The organism is Leucobacter weissii (assembly GCF_017565745.1).
Taxonomy (GTDB): Bacteria; Actinomycetota; Actinomycetes; order Actinomycetales; family Microbacteriaceae; genus Leucobacter; species Leucobacter weissii.
Genome location: NZ_JAGDYM010000015.1, coordinates 19,903 through 38,128 on the forward strand (window position 1 = coordinate 19,903; position 18,226 = coordinate 38,128).

General features: G+C 69.4%; 15 protein-coding genes and 1 tRNA gene. 11 read left to right on the top strand and 5 right to left on the bottom strand.

Features of this window, described 5'->3' with window-relative positions; genetic code table 11:
- The first annotated feature begins 64 nt into the window (after positions 1 to 64).
- From J4H92_RS12855 to J4H92_RS12895, 9 genes are all read left to right on the top strand, one after another.
- On the top strand, positions 65 to 760 hold the full coding sequence (locus J4H92_RS12855; RefSeq protein ID WP_208098600.1) for a hypothetical protein: 696 nt from the start codon (positions 65 to 67) through the stop codon (positions 758 to 760).
- Positions 757 to 1,713 (top strand): sortase, encoded by a 957-nt coding sequence (locus tag J4H92_RS12860; protein ID WP_208098601.1) that lies wholly within the window; start codon positions 757 to 759, stop codon positions 1,711 to 1,713. Before J4H92_RS12855 ends, J4H92_RS12860 begins: the two co-directional genes overlap by 4 nt.
- A 277-nt stretch (positions 1,714 to 1,990) precedes the next feature.
- The gene (locus tag J4H92_RS12865) at positions 1,991 to 2,755 is read left to right on the top strand and encodes a phosphate ABC transporter ATP-binding protein (RefSeq protein ID WP_243752368.1); all 765 of its coding nucleotides are present in this window, start codon (positions 1,991 to 1,993) and stop codon (positions 2,753 to 2,755) included.
- A 121-nt stretch (positions 2,756 to 2,876) separates the two neighbouring features.
- A complete protein-coding gene (aceE, locus tag J4H92_RS12870; protein ID WP_208098602.1) occupies positions 2,877 to 5,612 on the top strand; it encodes a pyruvate dehydrogenase (acetyl-transferring), homodimeric type in 2,736 nt (911 codons plus the stop codon).
- Positions 5,599 to 6,825: a helix-turn-helix domain-containing protein gene (locus tag J4H92_RS12875; RefSeq protein WP_208098603.1), complete on the top strand. Its 1,227-nt coding sequence runs from the start codon at positions 5,599 to 5,601 to the stop codon at positions 6,823 to 6,825. The genes aceE and J4H92_RS12875 overlap by 14 nt, the downstream gene beginning before the upstream one ends.
- Positions 6,826 to 6,912: 87 nt before the next feature.
- Positions 6,913 to 7,833 carry an acyltransferase domain-containing protein gene (locus J4H92_RS12880; protein ID WP_208098604.1) on the top strand — a complete coding sequence of 307 codons (921 nt, stop codon included), beginning with the start codon at positions 6,913 to 6,915 and terminating at the stop codon, positions 7,831 to 7,833.
- Positions 7,834 to 7,864: 31 nt separating this feature from the next.
- Positions 7,865 to 8,869, top strand: coding sequence for a beta-ketoacyl-ACP synthase III (locus tag J4H92_RS12885; protein WP_208098605.1), 1,005 nt, complete (start codon positions 7,865 to 7,867; stop codon positions 8,867 to 8,869).
- A gap of 74 nt (positions 8,870 to 8,943) precedes the next feature.
- The gene (locus J4H92_RS12890) at positions 8,944 to 9,192 is read left to right on the top strand and encodes an acyl carrier protein (RefSeq protein WP_208098606.1); all 249 of its coding nucleotides are present in this window, start codon (positions 8,944 to 8,946) and stop codon (positions 9,190 to 9,192) included.
- Positions 9,193 to 9,292: 100 nt separating this feature from the next.
- Positions 9,293 to 10,531 carry a beta-ketoacyl-[acyl-carrier-protein] synthase family protein gene (locus J4H92_RS12895; RefSeq protein WP_208098607.1) on the top strand — a complete coding sequence of 413 codons (1,239 nt, stop codon included), beginning with the start codon at positions 9,293 to 9,295 and terminating at the stop codon, positions 10,529 to 10,531.
- 17 nt (positions 10,532 to 10,548) lie between these two features.
- Here the strand turns inward: J4H92_RS12895 and J4H92_RS12900 are convergent, their stop codons facing one another.
- Positions 10,549 to 11,076 carry a DUF3145 family protein gene (locus J4H92_RS12900; RefSeq protein WP_208098608.1) on the bottom strand — a complete coding sequence of 176 codons (528 nt, stop codon included), beginning with the start codon at positions 11,074 to 11,076 and terminating at the stop codon, positions 10,549 to 10,551.
- A gap of 122 nt (positions 11,077 to 11,198) precedes the next feature.
- On the opposite strand from J4H92_RS12900, the gene J4H92_RS12905 reads away from it, so the two are divergent.
- Positions 11,199 to 11,975, top strand: coding sequence for a glutamine amidotransferase (locus tag J4H92_RS12905; protein WP_208098609.1), 777 nt, complete (start codon positions 11,199 to 11,201; stop codon positions 11,973 to 11,975).
- A gap of 95 nt (positions 11,976 to 12,070) precedes the next feature.
- On the opposite strand, the gene J4H92_RS12910 is transcribed toward J4H92_RS12905, so the two are convergent.
- Complete coding sequence (locus J4H92_RS12910) at positions 12,071 to 14,377, bottom strand: Ig-like domain-containing protein (protein ID WP_208098610.1); 2,307 nt, start codon at positions 14,375 to 14,377, stop codon at positions 12,071 to 12,073.
- A gap of 261 nt (positions 14,378 to 14,638) precedes the next feature.
- A complete protein-coding gene (locus J4H92_RS12915) occupies positions 14,639 to 15,586 on the bottom strand; it encodes an Ig-like domain-containing protein (RefSeq protein ID WP_208098611.1) in 948 nt (315 codons plus the stop codon).
- Positions 15,587 to 15,891: 305 nt separating this feature from the next.
- On the opposite strand from J4H92_RS12915, the gene J4H92_RS12920 reads away from it, so the two are divergent.
- Positions 15,892 to 15,965: transfer RNA gene (locus tag J4H92_RS12920), tRNA-Ile, on the top strand.
- A gap of 309 nt (positions 15,966 to 16,274) precedes the next feature.
- Here the strand turns inward: J4H92_RS12920 and J4H92_RS12925 are convergent.
- Both J4H92_RS12925 and gmk read right to left on the bottom strand, forming a co-directional pair.
- Positions 16,275 to 17,270, bottom strand: a complete 996-nt coding sequence (locus J4H92_RS12925) for a DMT family protein (RefSeq protein WP_243752360.1) — start codon at positions 17,268 to 17,270, stop codon at positions 16,275 to 16,277.
- Between the two features lie 43 nt (positions 17,271 to 17,313).
- A complete protein-coding gene (gmk, locus tag J4H92_RS12930; protein WP_208098612.1) occupies positions 17,314 to 18,222 on the bottom strand; it encodes a guanylate kinase in 909 nt (302 codons plus the stop codon).
- Positions 18,223 to 18,226 lie beyond the last annotated feature (4 nt).

The following is an 18,226-nucleotide window of genomic DNA, read 5'->3' on the forward strand; positions in this document are numbered from 1 at the left end:
ACCCATCGCCATGACTCTTGTGATTCCCACGAGTACCGCCGGAACGAAGAAGACCCCCACCACTGTGATTGCACTCGCCCGCACCGGGCTCAGTCGGCGCCCGCCCAGCCGTCGGCGCGGCAGCGCCCGCATCGCGGCGCTCCTCGCTCTCCTCGCACTGTTCGCCCTCGCCTCGACCGCCGTGCTCCCGGTTCCTCCGACGCACGCCGAAGAGAGTTCCGACCCCGTTCCGGAGAACTCCGAGGGAGACGGCCCCGAGGATGAGAGCACTCCCGATCCGGTCGTCGTCCCATCCGGCTCCGACGGGCTCTTCCTCGTCAGCGCCCTCGACGTCGCCGCGTCACCCAATCTCCTGCCTGCAGGGGGCAGCGTCGCCGTCTCGCTGACGGTGCGCAACCTGTCGACGAAGAAGCTGAGCGGAACCGCGGATTTCTGGATCACGACGCTCTGGGGCACCCGCGTGTCGGCGCTTCCCACCGCGGAGGTGGCGGATCTCGCCGCGGGCGAGACCCGCACGCTGACGGCCCACCTCGACGGACCGGGCCAGTGGGCGCTCTACACCGCCCACGCGACGTTCGCGCCCGACACCGTCGTCGAGAACGGCTCCGAGGCGCAGTCCCGCGACGCCTTCCTCTTCTTCCCGCCGCTGTTCGCCTTCGCGTGCCTGCTCCTCATCGCCGTCGCGCTCGTCGTGCTCAGGTTCGCGCTCCGCCGCCGCGCCGCATACGCACCCTCCTCGGAGGAGGTCCCAGCCTCATGACCACCGATCTCTCCCCCGGCCCGGCCGCCGGGTCGTCACCCGCTTCGGCTCCGGTCACCGGCGCTGAGCAGAAGCCGAAGAAGCCGAAGCCCCCGCTCGTGCTCTCGCAGAGGGACCACGCGATCCGGGGCGTGGTCGGCATCGCCGCCGCGCTGCTGCTGAGCTTCGCGTTCAACCTCATCGTATTCAGCCATCTCCAGTACTTCGCCGCTCAGCAGCAGTTGCGCGACCGCTTCAGCGCAGAGCTCGCTGAAGGCGTCGCCCCCGTCAGCGAGGGCGACTTCAACAGCGTTCTGCTCAGCGACGGCGATCCGGTCACCCTCCTCGACATCCCGAGCATCGGACTGCGCACCGTCGTGGTGGAGGGCAGCTCGGGCGGCGTCACGTCGAACGGCCCCGGGCACCGCCGCGACACCGTGCTCCCCGGCCAGGCCGGGGTGAGCATCATCATGGGCCGGGCGTCCGCCTACGGCGCGCCCTTCTCGAAGATCAAGGATCTGCGGCCGGGCGACACGTTCACCGCGATCACCGGCCAGGGCGAGCACGTGTACTCGGTAATCGGAGTCCGGTACCAGAAGGACCCCACGCCGACGACGCCGCAGACCGGCGAGAGCCGCCTGATCCTCGAAACCGCTCGCACCAGCATGCCCTACGTGCCCACCGGCGTGATCCGTGTCGATGCGCGTCTCGTCAGCGACGTCCAGGATACGGGCGCCCGGCAGACCACTCCCGCCACGCTGCCGCCGAGCCATCGCGCCATGGCCACCGATACCAGCACCGTCTGGGCCCTCGTGTTCGCGTTGCAGGCGCTGATCGTGCTCGAGGTCGCGCTCGTCTGGTCGGTTCGCCGCGTCGGGGCGCGACGTGCGTGGGCCGTGTTCGTTCCGATCGCGCTGCTGATCACCTTCATCGTCACCGATCAGGTCATGCGCCTGCTCCCCAACCTGCTCTAAAGGACTCATCAGAATGACCCAGCCGAACAACGAGAACGACTACACGCAGCTGCTCCCGAACCTCGCCCCGGGCGCCCCGGCGCCCGACGCGCCGGCGCCGACGGGCCCCGGGGATCAGTCCGCGCCCGGAGTCCCGGGCGACGTCCCCACGACCGTGCTGCCCCCGGTCGACCTCGAGGGACTGCCCCCCATCGACGGCGCCGTCCAGGGGCCCCATGCGACACCGCCCGGCACGCAGCCGGCCGAGCCCGAAGAGGCAGCCGCACCGCTCGCGACCCTGCAGGCGAACCGCATCACCGCGTGGTTCGGCGATCGCAAGGTGCTCGACCGGGTCTCGCTCACCATGCCCGCCGGGCAGGTCACCTCGCTGATCGGCCCCTCGGGCTGCGGCAAGTCGACCTTCCTGCGGATCCTCAACCGCATGCACGAGCTCGTCCCCTCCGCGACGCTCGCCGGCGAGGTGCTGCTCGACGGCGAGGACATCTACGATCCGAAGAAGAAGCTGGTCGAGGCCCGCAAGCACATCGGCATGGTGTTCCAGAAGCCGAACCCCTTCCCCGCCATGTCGATCTACGACAACGTGATCGCGGGGCTGAAGCTCACCGGCACCAAGGCCTCCAGGGAGCAGAAGGACTACCTCGTCGAGACCTCCCTCGCCAAGGCCGGCCTCTGGAAAGAGGTCAAGGATCGCCTGCGCTCGCCCGGCGGCGGCCTCTCCGGCGGCCAGCAGCAGCGCCTCTGCATCGCCAGATCCCTCGCGGTGACGCCGCGCGTGCTGCTGATGGACGAGCCCTGTTCAGCCCTCGATCCCACCTCGACCCGCGTCATCGAGGAGACCATGCTGGAGCTCGCCAAGGAGGTCACCATCGTCATCGTGACCCACAACATGCAGCAGGCCCAGCGCGTCTCTCAGCAGTGCGCCTTCTTCCTCGCGGCTCACGGAAAACCCGGAGTGATCGTCGAGCACGGCGACACCGCCGCCATGTTCGACTCCCCCATCGATCCGCGCACCTTCGACTACGTGAACGGCCGATTCGGGTAGCCGCCGGCGGGGTGCCCCTCCCGCGCGTCTTCGATAGTGTTGAAGCGGTGCGCTCACCTGCGCACCGACTCGCGTCGCCAAATCCCGGCGTGCACGCGAATCATGGTGAAGGAGCAACAACGTGGCCGTGAACACAGAGGATCCGTACGCCCCCGACAGCGACGACATCGACCCGGACGAAACGGCCGAGTGGGTGGAGTCCCTCGACGCCGTCGTCGGGGGGCGCGGCGCCGCCCGCGGGCGCGAGATCATGACGAGCCTGCTGGCCAGAAGCCGACAGCTGCATCTGAACGTCCCGCAGATCCCCACCACGGACTACGTCAACACGATCGCCTCGGCCGATGAGCCGGAGTTCCCCGGCGACGAGGACATCGAGCGCCGCTACCGCTCCTGGATCCGCTGGAACGCCGCCGTCACCGTGCACCGCTCGCAGCGTCCCGGCATCGGCGTCGGCGGCCACATCTCCACCTACGCCTCGGCCGCCTCGCTCTACGAGGTCGGCTTCAACCACTTCTTCCGCGGACAGGACCACGTCGGCGGCGGGGACCAGATCTTCATCCAGGGGCATGCCTCCCCCGGCGTCTACGCCAGGGCCTTCCTCGAGGGTCGCCTCAGCGCCGATCAGCTCGACGGCTTCCGCCAGGAGAAGTCGCACGCCGGCGGCGGGCTGCCGAGCTACCCCCACCCGCGCCTGCTGCCCGACTTCTGGCAGTTCCCGACGGTGTCGATGGGGCTCGGCCCGATCAACGCCATCTACCAGGCTCAGGTCAACAAGTACCTCACCAACCGCGGCATCAAGGACGCCTCCGATCAGCATGTCTGGGCGTTCCTCGGCGACGGCGAGATGGACGAGGTCGAGAGCCGCGGACAGCTGCAGGTCGCCGCCAACGAGGGCCTCGACAACCTCACCTTCGTCGTCAACTGCAACCTGCAGCGGCTCGACGGCCCGGTGCGCGGCAACGGCAAGATCATCCAGGAGCTCGAGAGCTTCTTCCGCGGCGCGGGCTGGAACGTCATCAAGGTCATCTGGGGCCGCGACTGGGACGAGCTGCTGAACCGCGACGTCGACGGCGCGCTGCTGAACCTGATGAACGTCACGCCGGACGGCGACTACCAGACCTACAAGGCCGAGGACGGCGCGTATGTGCGCGAGCACTTCTTCGGACGCGACGAGCGGGCGCTGCGCCTCGTCGAGGACTACAGCGACGAGCAGGTCTGGAACCTGCGCCGCGGGGGTCACGACTACCGCAAGGTCTACGCCGCGTTCAAGGCGGCGACCGAGCACAAGGGGCGCCCCACGGTCATCCTGGCGAAGACCATCAAGGGCTACGGTCTCGGCTCTCACTTCGAGGGGCGCAACGCGACGCACCAGATGAAGAAGATGACGCTCGACGATCTCAAGCAGTTCCGCGACACCATGCGGATCCCGATCTCGGACGCCGAGCTCGAGGCGGACCCCTACCGCCCGCCCTACTACCACCCGGGCGAGCAGGACGAGGCGATCCAGTACATCCACGAGCGCCGCCGCGAGCTGGGCGGCTACCTGCCGGAGCGGCGCACGACGCACGTCGACCTCGCGCTCCCCGAGGCGAAGAGCTACGGCATCGCGGCCAAGGGCAGCGGCACCCAGGAGGCGGCGACGACCATGGTGTTCGTCCGTCTGCTGAAGGACCTCATGCGCGACCAGGGCTTCGGTCCCCGGTTCGTCCCGATCATCCCGGACGAGGCGCGCACCTTCGGCATGGACAGCTACTTCCCGACCTCGAAGATCTACAACCCCCACGGCCAGAACTACACCTCCGTCGACCGGGAGCTGCTGCTGGCGTACAAGGAGAGCCCGCAGGGCGTGCTGCTGCACGTCGGCATCAACGAGGCCGGAGCCGCTGCGGCGCTCACCGCCGTCGGCACCTCCTACTCGACGCACGGCGAACCACTGGTGCCGATCTACATCTTCTACTCGATGTTCGGCTTCCAGCGCACGGGCGACGCGATCTGGGCGGCGGGCGATCAGATGGCCCGAGGCTTCATGATCGGCGCGACGGCGGGCCGCACCACCCTCACCGGGGAGGGCCTGCAGCACGCGGACGGCCATTCTCTCGTGCTCTCCAACACGAATCCCGCGGTCGTCTCCTACGACCCCGCATACGGCTACGAGCTGGGCCACATCGTGCGAAGCGGGCTGGAGCGCATGTACGGGGGGTCGCACCCCGATCCGAACGTGCTCTACTACCTCACCGTCTACAACGAGCCGATCATCCATCCCGCCGAGCCCGAGGGCGTCGACGCGGACGGCATCGTCCGCGGCATCCACAGGGTCGCCGAAGCCCCGGATCTCGGGGCCGAGGCGCCTCGCGCGAGTCTGCTCGCCTCGGGTGTGGCGGTGCCCTGGACGCTCGAGGCGCAGCGCCTGCTCGCCGAGCACTGGGGGGTCGCCGCGGAGGTGTGGAGCGTCACATCGTGGAGCGAACTGCGCCGGGACGGCGTCGCCGCCGAACGGCACAACTTCCTCCATCCCGAGGCCGAGCGGCGCGTGCCCTACCTGACCGAGAAGCTGGCCGAGGGCGAGGGCCCGGTGGTCGCCGTCAGCGACTGGGCGACGGACGTGCCCGATCAGATCCGGCAGTTCGTGCCTCGCCCCTACGCCGTGCTCGGCGCCGACGGATTCGGCTTCAGCGACACGCGCGCGGCGGCCCGGCGCTACTTCGGGATCGACCGCGAGTCGCTCGTCGTGCGCGTGCTGCAGCAGCTGGCGGCCGAGGGCCGCGTGAGCCCGTCGGCGCCCCTGCAGGCCGCCGAGCGGTATCGCCTGAGGGATGTGAACGCGGGAACCACGGGCGGCGCCGGTGGCGACGCCTGACGCGCCCGGAGCCGACGCCGTCGCGTCGAAGGAGCGCGAGCTCGCCTGGCTGAAGACCATCACGGGCGAGCTCGCCACGCAGACGATCGCGCAGCTGGAGGAGACGCTGCCGTGGTACGGCGACATGCCGCCCGGGCGTCGGAGCGCGGTGGGACTGGTCGCCCAGACCGGAATCGGATCCTTCATCCAGTGGTACGAGGATCCCAGTTCGACGCCCTGGATCGCCTCGGACGTCTTCAGCTCGGCGCCGCGGGAGCTGCTCCGCTCGGTCAGCCTGTCGGAGACCCTCCAGTTGATCAGGGTCGTGGTCTCCGTCGTCGAGGATCGGGTCGCCCCGCGCAGCGAGGCCCTGCGCGAGGCGGTGCTCCACTACTCGCGGGACGTCGCCTTCGCGGCGGCCGACGTCTACGCGCGCGCAGCCGAGGCCCGCGGTCTCTGGGATGCGAGGCTCGAGGCGCTGGTCGTCGATTCGATCCTCACCGGCGAGAGCGACACCGAGCTGCCCAGCCGGATCGCCGCACTCGGCTGGCACGGCACCGGAGAGGCTGCGGTGCTCGTCGGAGCGTCGGAGCGCTCCGTCGACGTGGACCAGATCCGCCGCACGGCGAGGCACAGCGGAGCAGATGTGCTCGTCGGTCTGCAGGGCACGCGCCTCGTGCTCGTGCTCGGACGCATGGAGCTCGAGGCGAAGGAACCGGGCGGTGGCGTCCCGGAGCCCGCGCCGTTCGCTCAGATCGCCGCGCAACTGGTCGACCATTTCTCGAACGGCCCGCTCGTGCTCGGCCCGACCGTGGAGAATCTGGTGGAGGCCTCGCGCAGCGCGCGGGCGGCCCTGGCCGGCATCGCCGTCGCGGCGGCCTGGCGCGGCAGCGCGAGACCGGTCGAGGCGGATGACCTGCTGCCCGAGCGCGCGCTCGTCGGCGACGGTCTCGCCAGGCGGACGCTGATCGAGCAGATCTACGAGCCGCTCGGCCGGCACTCCGAGGAGCTGCGGGAGACGCTGTGGTGCTACCTGGACAACGGCCGGTCGCTCGAGGCCACCGCCCGTGAGCTGTTCGTCCACCCCAACACCGTGCGCTACCGTCTGAAAAAGGTCAGCGAGATCATCGGCTGGAATGCGACGGGCGCCCGTGAGGCGCTGATCCTGCAATCGGCGCTCATCGTGGGCTCCATAGCCGAGCGCGGTAGGCGGCGACCGAGCCAGAAGGACTGACCGCATGGATGATCTCCACAAAGAAATCCCTGATTTCTGGGTGAGTGTATGCAAGCCTTTCCGCCGTCATCTGAGAAACTGTATGTCGTGATTGTGATCTCCTGCCCCGGACAGGGCTCCCAGACACCCGGTTTCCTGAGTGAATGGCTCGAACTCCCCGCTGCGCGCGAGTTCCTCGGCGAAGCCTCGGAGCGCGCCGGCGTCGACCTCATCTCCCACGGCACCGAGAGCGACGCAGAGACCATCCGCGACACGCGACTCGCTCAGCCGTTGATCGTCGCCGCGAGTCTGCTCGCCTGGCGCGCACTCGGAGAGCGCACCTCCCTCGACGGCGTCGGCGTCGCCGGGCACTCCGTCGGCGAGTTCGCGGCGGCCTCGGCGGCCGGAGTGCTCGCCGAGACGGATGCGCTGGAACTGGTCGGCGTGCGCGGACGCGCGATGGCAGACGCAGCGACGCGCGAGGAGACCGGCATGAGCGCCGTCGTCGGCGGCGTCGAGGCCGACGTCCTCGAGCGCATCGCGGCGCACGGCCTCACCGCCGCCAATCGGAACGGCGGCGGCCAGATCGTCGCGGCAGGTCCGCTGGACGCGCTTCGGGCGCTCGCCGAGGACGCTCCGCGCGGCGCTCGCGTGATCCAGCTCCAGGTGGCCGGTGCCTTCCACACCCCGTACATGGCGAGCGCGGTGCCCGTCCTCGCCGAGGCGGCCCGCGGCGTGTCCGTTTCGGATCCGAGCCGGCCTCTCTGGACCAACGCCGACGGGTCGCTCCTGGACAGCGGAGCCCGCACCCTCGATCTCCTCGTAGCCCAGATCGCCAACCCCGTGCGCTGGGACGCCTGCATGTCGAGCTTCCTGGAGGCCGGCATCTCCGGACTGATCGAGCTGACCCCCGCCGGCGCGCTCGTCGGCATCGCCAAGCGCGCGCTCAGAGGCGTGCCAGCGGTTGCGGTCAGGACCCCGGAGGATCTCGATGCCGCCGTCGAGCTCATCTCCTCGGCCGGCGAGTAGACCTGCAGCGGAACGTCGGAAGGAAGTACGGATGGCAACTCTGGTTCAGCAAACGGGTCCCGCGCACACCCGGATCCTCGGGATCGGCGCCGCGCGGGGCGATCTCGACGTGCCGAACGAGGAACTGGTCGGCCCCATCGACTCCTCCGACGAATGGATCCGTCAACGGACCGGGATCGTTCAGCGGCGCCGGGCGAGCGCGGAGATCCTCGCGGTCGACCTGGCGGTGGCAGCCGGCGACGAGGCCATCGTGCGCAGCGGGCTCGATCGCTCGGACATCGACGGCGTGATCATCTCGACCATCTCCAACGTCGCCGTCACGCCCTCGATGGCGTCGCTCGCCGCCCACCGGCTCGGCGTCACCCCCGCAGCAGCATTCGACATCTCGGCGGCCTGCGCCGGCTACGTCTACGGCGTCGCCCAGGCCGACGCCCTGGTGCGCTCGGGCATCTGCCGCAACGTCGTGGTCATCGGCGCCGAGAAGCTCTCGGATCTGGTCGATCCGACGGATCGCAGCATCTCCTTCCTGCTCGGCGACGGCGCGGGCGCCGTCGTGGTCGGCGCGAGCGATCACCCGGGCATCGGCCCCACCGTGTGGGGCTCTGACGGCGAGAAGTGGGACACGATCAGGATGACCACCTCGTTCGAGGAGTACCGGAGGAATCCGGGCGAGGTTCCCTGGCCGACCCTGCGCCAGGACGGCCAGACCGTCTTCCGCTGGGCCGTCTGGGAGATGGCGAAGGTCGCCCGCCGCACCCTCGAGGCTTCGGGCCTCGAGCCCTCCGACCTCGCCGCGTTCATCCCGCACCAGGCGAACATGCGGATCATCGACGAGTTCGCGAAGCAGCTCAAGCTGCCCGACACCGTCGCCGTGGCCCGCGACATCGAGCTGCAGGGCAACACCTCCGCCGCCTCGGTCCCCCTCGCCATGCACGCCCTGCTCGAGGAGCGCCCGGAGCTCTCAGGGGGTCTCGCGCTCACCATCGGCTTCGGCGCGGGGCTCGTCTACGGGGCTCAGGTCGTCGAATTGCCCTAGGCTGAATAGGCGCTGCGGCACGGCGCGCAGCACGTCTTCCGAATCATCCAGTCACCACACACAAGGAGAAGAACATGGCACACAGCAACGAAGAGATCCTGGCAGGCCTCGCCGAGCTCATCAACGACGAGACCGGCATCGCGGCGGACGTCGTCGCACTCGAGAAGTCCTTCACCGACGACCTCGACATCGACTCGATCTCGATGATGACCATCGTCGTCAACGCCGAGGAGAAGTTCGACGTGAAGATCCCCGACGAGGAGGTCAAGAACCTCAAGACCGTCGGCGACGCAGTCAGCTTCATCGCCGGCGCCCAGGCCTGAGACCCGTCCGGGGAGGGGCGGGCCGCACAGGCCCACCCCGGCCTCCCCGCCGGCGCGCCGGCCTCCGTTCGTCCAACCCGCACACCATTCGAGGCACACCATGAGCAAGAAGATCGTCATCACCGGCATCGGTGCGAGCAGCCCGATCGGCGGCACCGCCCCGGAGAGCTGGGAGGCCCTCCTCGCAGGCGAGAGCGGCGTTCGCACGCTCGACAACGACTGGGCCGAGCAGTACGGGCTGGCCGTGAACTTCGCGGGGCAGGCGAAGGTGAGCCCCACCGAGGTGCTCGAGCGACCCGTCGCCAAGCGGCTCGATCCGTCGAGTCAGTTCGCGCTGGTCGCCGCGCTCGAGGCCTTCGCCGATGCGGGCAGCCCGGAAATCGCCTCCGAGCGCCTCGGCGTGGACTGGGCGACCGGCATCGGGGGCCTCTGGTCGCTCCTCGACGCCTGGGACACGCTCCGGGAGAAGGGTCCGCGACGGGTCATGCCGCTCACGGTGCCGATGCTGATGCCGAACGCTCCGGCTGCGGCGATCTCCATGCAGCTCGAGGCCCGCGCATTCGCCCGCACGGTGGCCTCCGCCTGCGCCTCCAGCACGGAGTCCCTGATCAACGCGTACGAGCATCTGCAGCTCGGACTCGCCGACGTGATCATCGCGGGAGGTTCGGAGGCGGCGATCCACCCCATCACCCTGGCGGCCTTCAACTCGGCGCAGGCGCTGTCGAAACGCGTCGACTCGCCCGAGACCGCCTCGAGGCCCTACGACATCGGCCGAGACGGCTTCGTCATGGGCGAGGGCGCCGCCGCCCTCGTCATCGAGACCGAGGAGCACGCCCTGGCCCGCGGCGCCCGCATCTACGCCGAGCTGGCGGGAGGCGGAGTGACCGCCGACTCGTACCACATCACCGCGAACGACCCCGAGGGCACGGGCGCGGCGCGCGCCGTGGAGCTCGCGCTGGCCCAGGCCGGGGCCACGGCCGACGAGGTCACCCACGTCAACGCCCACGCCACTTCCACGCCCGTCGGCGATCCCAACGAGTACGTCGCCCTGCACCAGATATTCGGAGACCGCACCGACTCGATCCCCGTCTCCGCGACGAAGGCGGCCACCGGCCACCTGCTCGGGGGCACCGGCGCACTCGAAGCGCTCTTCACCGCGCTCGCGGTGAAGCACCGCGTCGCCCCCCCGACCATCAACCTCGTCGAACAGGATCCGGAGATCCCGCTCTCCGTCTCGGCCGAGCCCCGCCCCCTCGGCGACGGCCCTCAGCTGGCCATCTCGAACTCGTTCGGGTTCGGGGGGCATAATGCCGTGGTCGCTATTCGCTCCCACGACTGAACCGATTCCGCGCGTCCCTATCCCGCGTGGAGGCTCGGCACGGCGAAGATCGTCTCCTCGTCGCGATCGGCCGTCCGGCGAAAGGGCTCGAGCTCTTCGTCCCAGGCCTCGCCGAGCCGCAGGCGCAGCTCCCGCGCCAGCCGGGCGCCGTCTCCCCCGGTGTTCGAGATGGCGGCGCGCACGGCCTCCTCGCCGATCAAGCCATTCCCCGCGGCGTCGGTCCGGAGATGGAAGACCCCGAGCCGCGGCGTGTGCATCCAGCGTCCCCCGTCGTCGTTCGCAGTGCGATCCTCGGTGATCTCGAAGCGCAATTCCTTCCACCCGAACAGCGAGGAGGCGATCTCGACCGCAGTGCCCGGGGGGCCGCTCCAACCGGTTTCGGCGCGAACCGTCCCCTCGACGAGCGGCTGCGGAGACCATCTGAGTTTCACCACGCCGCCGATCTCCCGGGCGAGCGCCCACTCCAGATGGGAGGTCAGATCCCTCGGGCAGGAATGCACGAAAAACCACCCCGAGGCCTGCGCACGGGCTGCTATCTGCGTCATCATGATCTCCCTCCCGGTTCGAAACGTCTTCCCCTACGTCGAACCGCCTATGGAGATCGACTCGATTCTGTCATGTTCCGTCACCATCGGCAATCGCGGCTTTCTCAGGGTACGGTAGAGGGATGAAGCCGTTTCTGCTGATCTCGACCCGCGATGACGCGGACGCAGCCGCAGAGGAGCACTCCGCGTACTGTCGGCTCACCGGCCTGCTTCCCGAGGATCTGGAGTGGCGCCGGATCGAGAGCGAGCCATTGGGCACGGTCGACTTCGATCGCTACAGCGGCATCATCCTGGCGGGCAGCCCCTTCACCGTGAGCGAGCCGGATGAGACCAAGTCGCACGATGAACTCCGCGTCGAACGGGAACTCGCGACTCTTCTCGATGAGGTCATCGACCGCGACTTCCCGTTCCTCGGCATCTGCTATGGAATCGGCACCATCGGCAGGCACCAAGGGGCGACGGTGGACCGGACGTTCGGAGAACCCTCTCAGGCCGCGCGGATCAGCCTCACCACGGAGGGGCTCTCCGATCCCCTCTTCGATCAGCTGCCGGCGGAGTTCGAGGCGTTCGTCGGGCACAAGGAGGCGATCGCCGAGGTTCCGCCCCACCTCGCGGTGCTGGCGTCCTCCCCCGGATGCCCCGTGCAGGCCTTTCGCGTGGGACGGAACGTCTACGCCACGCAGTTCCATCCCGAGCTCGATCCCGGCAGCATGTCCCAGCGCGTGCGCACCTATCGCGGGCACGGGTATTTCGACCCCGAGGAGATGGACGCGCTGATCGAGCGCGTCGAAGCGGCCGACGTGCGCGCCTCGCACCTGGTGCTCGCACGCTTCATCGAGCAGTACATCTCGTCGGTTTCCGTGCTCTTCTCGGGCGCTCCGCAGCGCGTGCGGGCCTGACCATCCGCGCATAACGGCGATCGGGCCCGCGGCCGCGAGATCGTCCATCGTCTCGCCGCCACGGGCCCGCTCGTGCCGCGTCTCGGATCGAGCCGCTACCGCACGACGCGAAGCGTTCTCGCGCCGCTGGTCGCGGACTCCTGCCTCGGGGTGGAGAGGATCCGCACCCGGATCTTGCGGGTGCCCGACTTCAATTCGGGCAGCCGCACCGAGACCTTTCCGTTCGCCGCGACGGAGAGCCGCTTCGACGCGATCCGCTTCTTCCCATCCAGCACCACCACGGTGCCGCTCGGTCGCGCCTTCGCCGCACCCGGGATCCTGACCGAGACGGTCGCACGAGCACGCTGCGACGTCTTGATCCGCGGCTTCGAGAGCTTCACGGACACCTTGGGCTTCGCCTTGAGCACTCGCAGCCCGGCCTTCGCCGTCGAGGCCTCGAAACGCTCGTTCCCGCCGTAGGCAGCGGTCACGATGCGCTTGCCCGGCTGCAGCGCGCGAGTCAGCGGGATCCGTGCCGTGCCGTTCCTGAGCGTCCCCGTGTAGTTCTTGCCCCCGGCCCTCACGGTCACGCGCCCGCTCGGCGAGCCCTGCTCGGACCTGACGGTCACGGTGGCGACCGTGCCGCTCCCGTAGCGGAGCTTGCCGGGCTTCAGTGCGACCCGGGTCGTGGTCGCCGCGGCATGCGCGTGGTGATCGTCGACCGAGACGGTCACCGGCTCCGAGCGCGCGTACTCCGTGCCGTTCGGCAGCAGGAGGCGCGCGAAGACCTCGGCGCCGTCGAGCGCCGGATCCGCGCTCAGCGCGAGCGCGCTGCCGTTCTGCCCGGCCACGGGCTGCGCCTCGTCCTGCCCGACCCGCTGCACCAGCCATTCCCAGCGATCCACGATCGATGCCGGCTCGACCGTCGCCGTGAGCTCGATCGGGTCGTCCGAATGGTAGTGAGCGGCCAGACCGGCGATCGTCACCTTGCGCACCGGACCGTGCCCGTGATCGTCGATGTCGATCCGCGCCGGTTCCGCGATGCGCGGCGCGCCGCCGGAGGCGGGGTTCAGGGTCGCTCGGACCTCCACGCCGTGCAGCGCCTGCTCAGCGGTCAGGGTGTGCGTCAGACCGCTCGCCCCGGGGATGACGGACCAGTGCTCGGTGCCGGGCCACTTCCATTCCCAGACGATCGCGTCTCCCGCCGCGGGTGCCGGGTCGGCGGTCAACGAGAACGCGATCGGGGATCCCGAGTGGTAGTGGTGGGAGATCGGAGCCAGGGTGAGCGACGGCTCAGGAACCGGGGTGAGCACGAAGCCGCGCGCGGCGCCGTTCACGGTCGCGGAGCCGACGATCTGCCCCTGTTCGTTCACATCGTTGGCCGCGAGCAGGTTCACCTCGGCCGGCTTGTCGCCGACGCGCGTGTTCAGGTCGACCGGTCCGTGCGCGTCCCAGGCGACGGCCGCACCGCCGAAGGAGGAGTTGCCCGCGAACTTCGTGACGCCACCGACGATCAACCCGTCGGAGGTCGCCGCGCTCGCCACGCCGTGGGGGAACTCCGTGCTCGCTTCGAGCGGCAACTGGGTGGGCTGCCCCTCGGCATCCCAGCTGACCGCAATATCGGCGCTGCCCATCTTCGCCTTGCCGACCGCCGAACCGTCGTCCTCCACATCCGCGATGCTCGGCGTGCTCGACCCCTCGAGCTGAGCCAGGACCCGTCCCTCGCCCGATGCGGACCAGACCACGACATGGCTCTCGTCGTGCGTATGATCGCCGTGCGGGACGACGAGCGTGGCCGTGCCGCCGACAACGCCGGTCTCGGAGATGCGCGCGGCTGCCGAGCGTTTCACGGTGACGCCGGCGTCGAGCGCCGGCGCTGCGAGCTCGGAGACCGCGCCCCCGCTGCGCAGCACGAGCGCCTTCGAGTCGGCGGTCCCGACGGCGTCCCCCGCGTCGTTGACGTCGTTGAGGATGCCGCGGCCGTTCTCGGAGAGACCGCTCTCATGGAGCGGCAGGCGATCCCGGCCCCAGCGGATCGGGATGCTGCTGCCGCCGGAGTTGAAGGCCTCGCCGACGATCACGCGATCGCTGTTGATGTCGAACCCGCGGGAGAAGTTCGAACCCTCGAGGTTCGCCAGCTCGTGCGCGTGGAAGTGGTCCCCGTGCCGCTCCCAGAGCACCGTGCGCTGCGGCTGCGCGCTGCTCGTCGGGCGGGTGATGCCGACGACGTCGCCCGTCTCGTTGATGCCGAGCGCGCTCGCCGTGACACCGTCGTTCGTCGGGCTGAGCAACTCGAGCGTGTACGCGTCGGCGACGTGCGCGTGCCCGTCGTGGTGATCCGCGGACATCGCGGCGGGTGCTGCGCTGAGCACGAGCGCTCCGCTGACCCCGAGCGCCAGAGCGCCCTTGAATAATCTCGGCATGCCTACCGAACCTTTCGTCTTCGTGTGATGTCTCTGCGTCGGTTCTCGAAACCGAGGTGCGCGCAGACGCGGCCGTGCGTCTTCTGCTCGGCCGCTTCATACATGATAACGAGTTTTATTCTCATTTATTGACCGCGAGTATTCCAGGCATGATCGCGACGGGATCACCGGAGCGCAAGGAGAGCGCAGCGCGTCATCTCCCGCGCTCCTTCGCGGCTCGACTCCCCGGGGCATCGGGAGAGCGGCATCGCCGACCTCAGCTCAGCGGCGGACCACGCGCAGCGACTTCGCAGAACTGCGCTTCTTCTCGATCGTGCTGCTGCCGAGATAACTGGCCGAGATCCGATACTCGCCCGCTTTGCGGACGGCCGGGAGCGTGACGACGACTTTGCCCCGGTGCGCAGACCTCAGAGTCACCGTCTTGACCGTCGTCTTCCCCCGCTTGATGGCGACCTTCCCGCCGGGCCTCGGGATACCGGTCGCCGTCACACGCACCGTCGCCTTCGCTTTCGCCCCCGCACGCACACGCTTCTTCGACAGACCGACCGAAACCCTGGGGACGGCCTTCTTCACGGTGTACCCGACCGTCTTCGTGACCGGGGCGGCACCCGGCGCGGAAGGCCGGAAGGCGGCGACGAGCGTGCGTTTGCCCACTCTGAGATTCGCCGGAAGCGCATAGTCGACCGGATCTCCCCAGCCGGCATCCGCTCGCGGCGTGGCCGTGAGCGCCTTCCCATCGACCGCGAGGGAGACGAAGCCCAGCGTCGTGGACGGCTCGAAGCTGACCGTTGCCCGTTCCGAGCGGCCGTACCGCTGCACCGAGCGCGTGAAGGAGACACTCACCACGATCTCGGGGGGTTGCTCGGTGTCGACGAACTTGATGATCGTCGATCCGCCGCAACCCGCGCTGACCCCGATCTGCACGCCGTGCGGCCATCGCTCGGCCAGCGCGAGCGAGAACACGAAGTCGCCGTCGGCGTCGGCGGTCGTGTATTCGTAGATGTACGGGCCTCCGCTCGTCTGCCAGAAATACAGTTCGACCTCGGCCAGGGCCGCGCACCCGGTTCCCGACACCTCCAGGGTCCCGTCGACCGGCACGGGGTTCGGGCCGACTTCGAGGCCCACGTCGGCGTGCGCCGCAGCCGGCAGAGTCAGCGCGCCGACGACCAGCGCGAGTACCGCGAGAACCGAGACGCCCGTTCGGGTCATGCTTCGCCGTCGAGACATGGTCTCCCCCTGTTCGAGTCGCGGTTTCGCGACGATCCCCGCGGATACCGGGGCTTCTGCGAGAAACGCTACTCGAAGCGTGCGCTCCGCACCAGCAAAACCTCGGATCGGGCGACTGGAGGCGCACCCCACGACGAGAATGATGCTCTGCTCCCGCCGCGGAGGGTGCTTCCCGTGCCGGAGCGCCATTCTCCCCGCCGGGGCAGGAGTGCCTGCACGCCGAGCCCGTCCCGGGCTCGGAAGTCCGCTGCACCGACGCGACCACTACAATGGTGAGGTTACCCAGGGGGGCGTTAGCTCAGCCGGTTAGAGCAGCGGACTCATAATCCGTCGGTCGCGGGTTCAAGCCCCGCACGCCCCACCCAGTTCCGGCCCTGCAATCCCACACGCCGCCCGTGGTCCTGAGGACCGAAACGGCCCTCAGCGCCGTGGCCGCGCAACGCGGTGCGTTGCTCCAAGCGGCCGGGCGGGGTTCGAGCCCCGCACGCCCCACCCAGTTCCGGCCCTGCGCACCCACACGCCGCTTCCCCCCTCCGACGAGTTGAGGACGCGAATGACGGCTATCCGGGAGCTGAAACCGTCATATGCGTCCCCGGCCTCGGGAAGCCTGAGGGGAGGGGGACGCGCAGCGCCGTCTGGCAGAGACCGGGGACGACAGCAGCGAAGTACATCAGCTTTTCGCGCGCGGAACCCGAATGTTGCCGGTCCACGGCTCCTCGAGGACGTTCCTGCCGGTCTGCGGGTGGAATCGAGCGAGTCCGATGACCCCGATGAGCGCGACGATGCCGGTCAGGATGAACGACGAGATCGCCCACATCGGGGCGTTCGCGGCCTCCTGCAGCACGACGATGCCGATGAGTATCGCCACCAGCGGGTCGATCACCGTGAGTCCGGCGATGACGAGATCCGGCGGACCCGACGAGTAGGCGTTCTGCACGAACACCATCCCGAGCAGTGCGCCGATCAGGAGCGCCGCGACGCACAGCCAGGTGAGCCAATCGAACTCGTTCTGCTGCACCCGGCCGATCACCGTCTTGGCGAAGGTCGCGACGAAGCCGTAGAGGACCCCGGCTCCGACGATGTAGAACAGCGCAACGGCCCGGTGCCTGAGCATGACGAACAGCACGACGGTCACGGTCAGCACCACGGCGTAGATGATCAGGATCGTCAGCAGCTTCTGGTCGGTGACCGGACGATCGGCCGCGGTGAAGGCGGCGATGGTGACGAAGGTCACGATGCCTCCGACGCACATCGCGAGAGACACCATCGCGCGCTTCGGCAGCCGCACCCCGCTCATGCGGGAGTTGAGGACGGCGGTGATCACCATTGCGACCACCCCGATCGGCTGCACGACGATGAGCGGAGAGAGCGCGAGCGCGCCGATCTGGAACACGACGGCGAGCCCGAGCAGCACGGTGCCGACCACCCACGAGGGACGGCGCAGCAACCCGCCCACCTGCCTGAGCGACAGACCGGATCCTGCGCTCTCGCCGGTGAGGCGCTCGACCTTGTTGAGCCCCCGCGACTGGTACTGCGCGCCGAACGACATGAGGGCCGCGCCGACGAGGGCGACCGGAATCCCCCAGAACTGCTTCGGGTCGAGCGTCGTGATCTCGGAGAGATCCTCGGCGAGCACCACCATCTCGGGCAACACCGCGTGCATCATGCTCCTCCGACGCCCCGGGCGCGGAACCGCTCGCGGACCGGGCTCACCGGGCGACGCCGTTCATGATCTCCACCAGCGCTGCCGCGGCTCGGGGCACCTCGTCGTTCACGATGACCGCGTCGAACTCCTCGGCTGCGGCGAGTTCCACCTTCGCGGTCTCGAGCCGCCTGGTCCGCTCCTCCTCGTCCTCGGTCCCGCGTCCGAGCAGCCGCCCGACCAGCGCATCCCAGCTCGGCGGCGCCAGGAACACCAGCTTGGCCTCGGGCATGCTCGCCCGCACCTGCCTGGCGCCCTGCAGGTCGATCTCCAGCAGGATCCGCACTCCGCGGTCGCTCGCCTCGACGACCGGTCCCCTCGGCGTGCCGTAGCGGTACCGGTTGTGCACGGTGGCCCATTCGAGCAGCTCGTCGGCGGCGAGCATCCGGTCGAAGGCCTCGTCATCCACGAAGAAGTAGTGACGACCGTGCTCCTCCCCCGGCCGAGGCGGACGCGTGGTGACCGAGACGGAGTGCTCGATGCCGGGGTAGTGCTCGCGCACGTATGCGGCGACCGTCCCCTTGCCGACGGCGGTGGGGCCCGCCAGCACCGTGAGCATCGGCGCGCCCGGCGCCGACGCCCCCACCCGCTCCCGGACGAAATCGATCAGCCTCGCTCGCTGCTTGGAGCCCAGACCGCCCAGTCGCTTGCGCGGGGAGATGGCGAGCTCCTCGAGGATCCGCAGGGACTTCACCTCGCCGACCGAGGGAAACGTCTGCAGGAACTCGGGAACCCTGAGCGACGCGGCCGCGCTGTCCGCATCGCGGGAGTCCTCGATCGCCCGGAGCGGCGACAGCTCGCCGCTCCGCAGGCGCTGCTTCAGCTCTGCACGACTCCGTCGGGCCGCCACCGCGGCCCGATTCGCCGCGACCCGATCCACTTCGGGCATCGGGGTGGATCTGCGCTGCTCAGTCATCGCC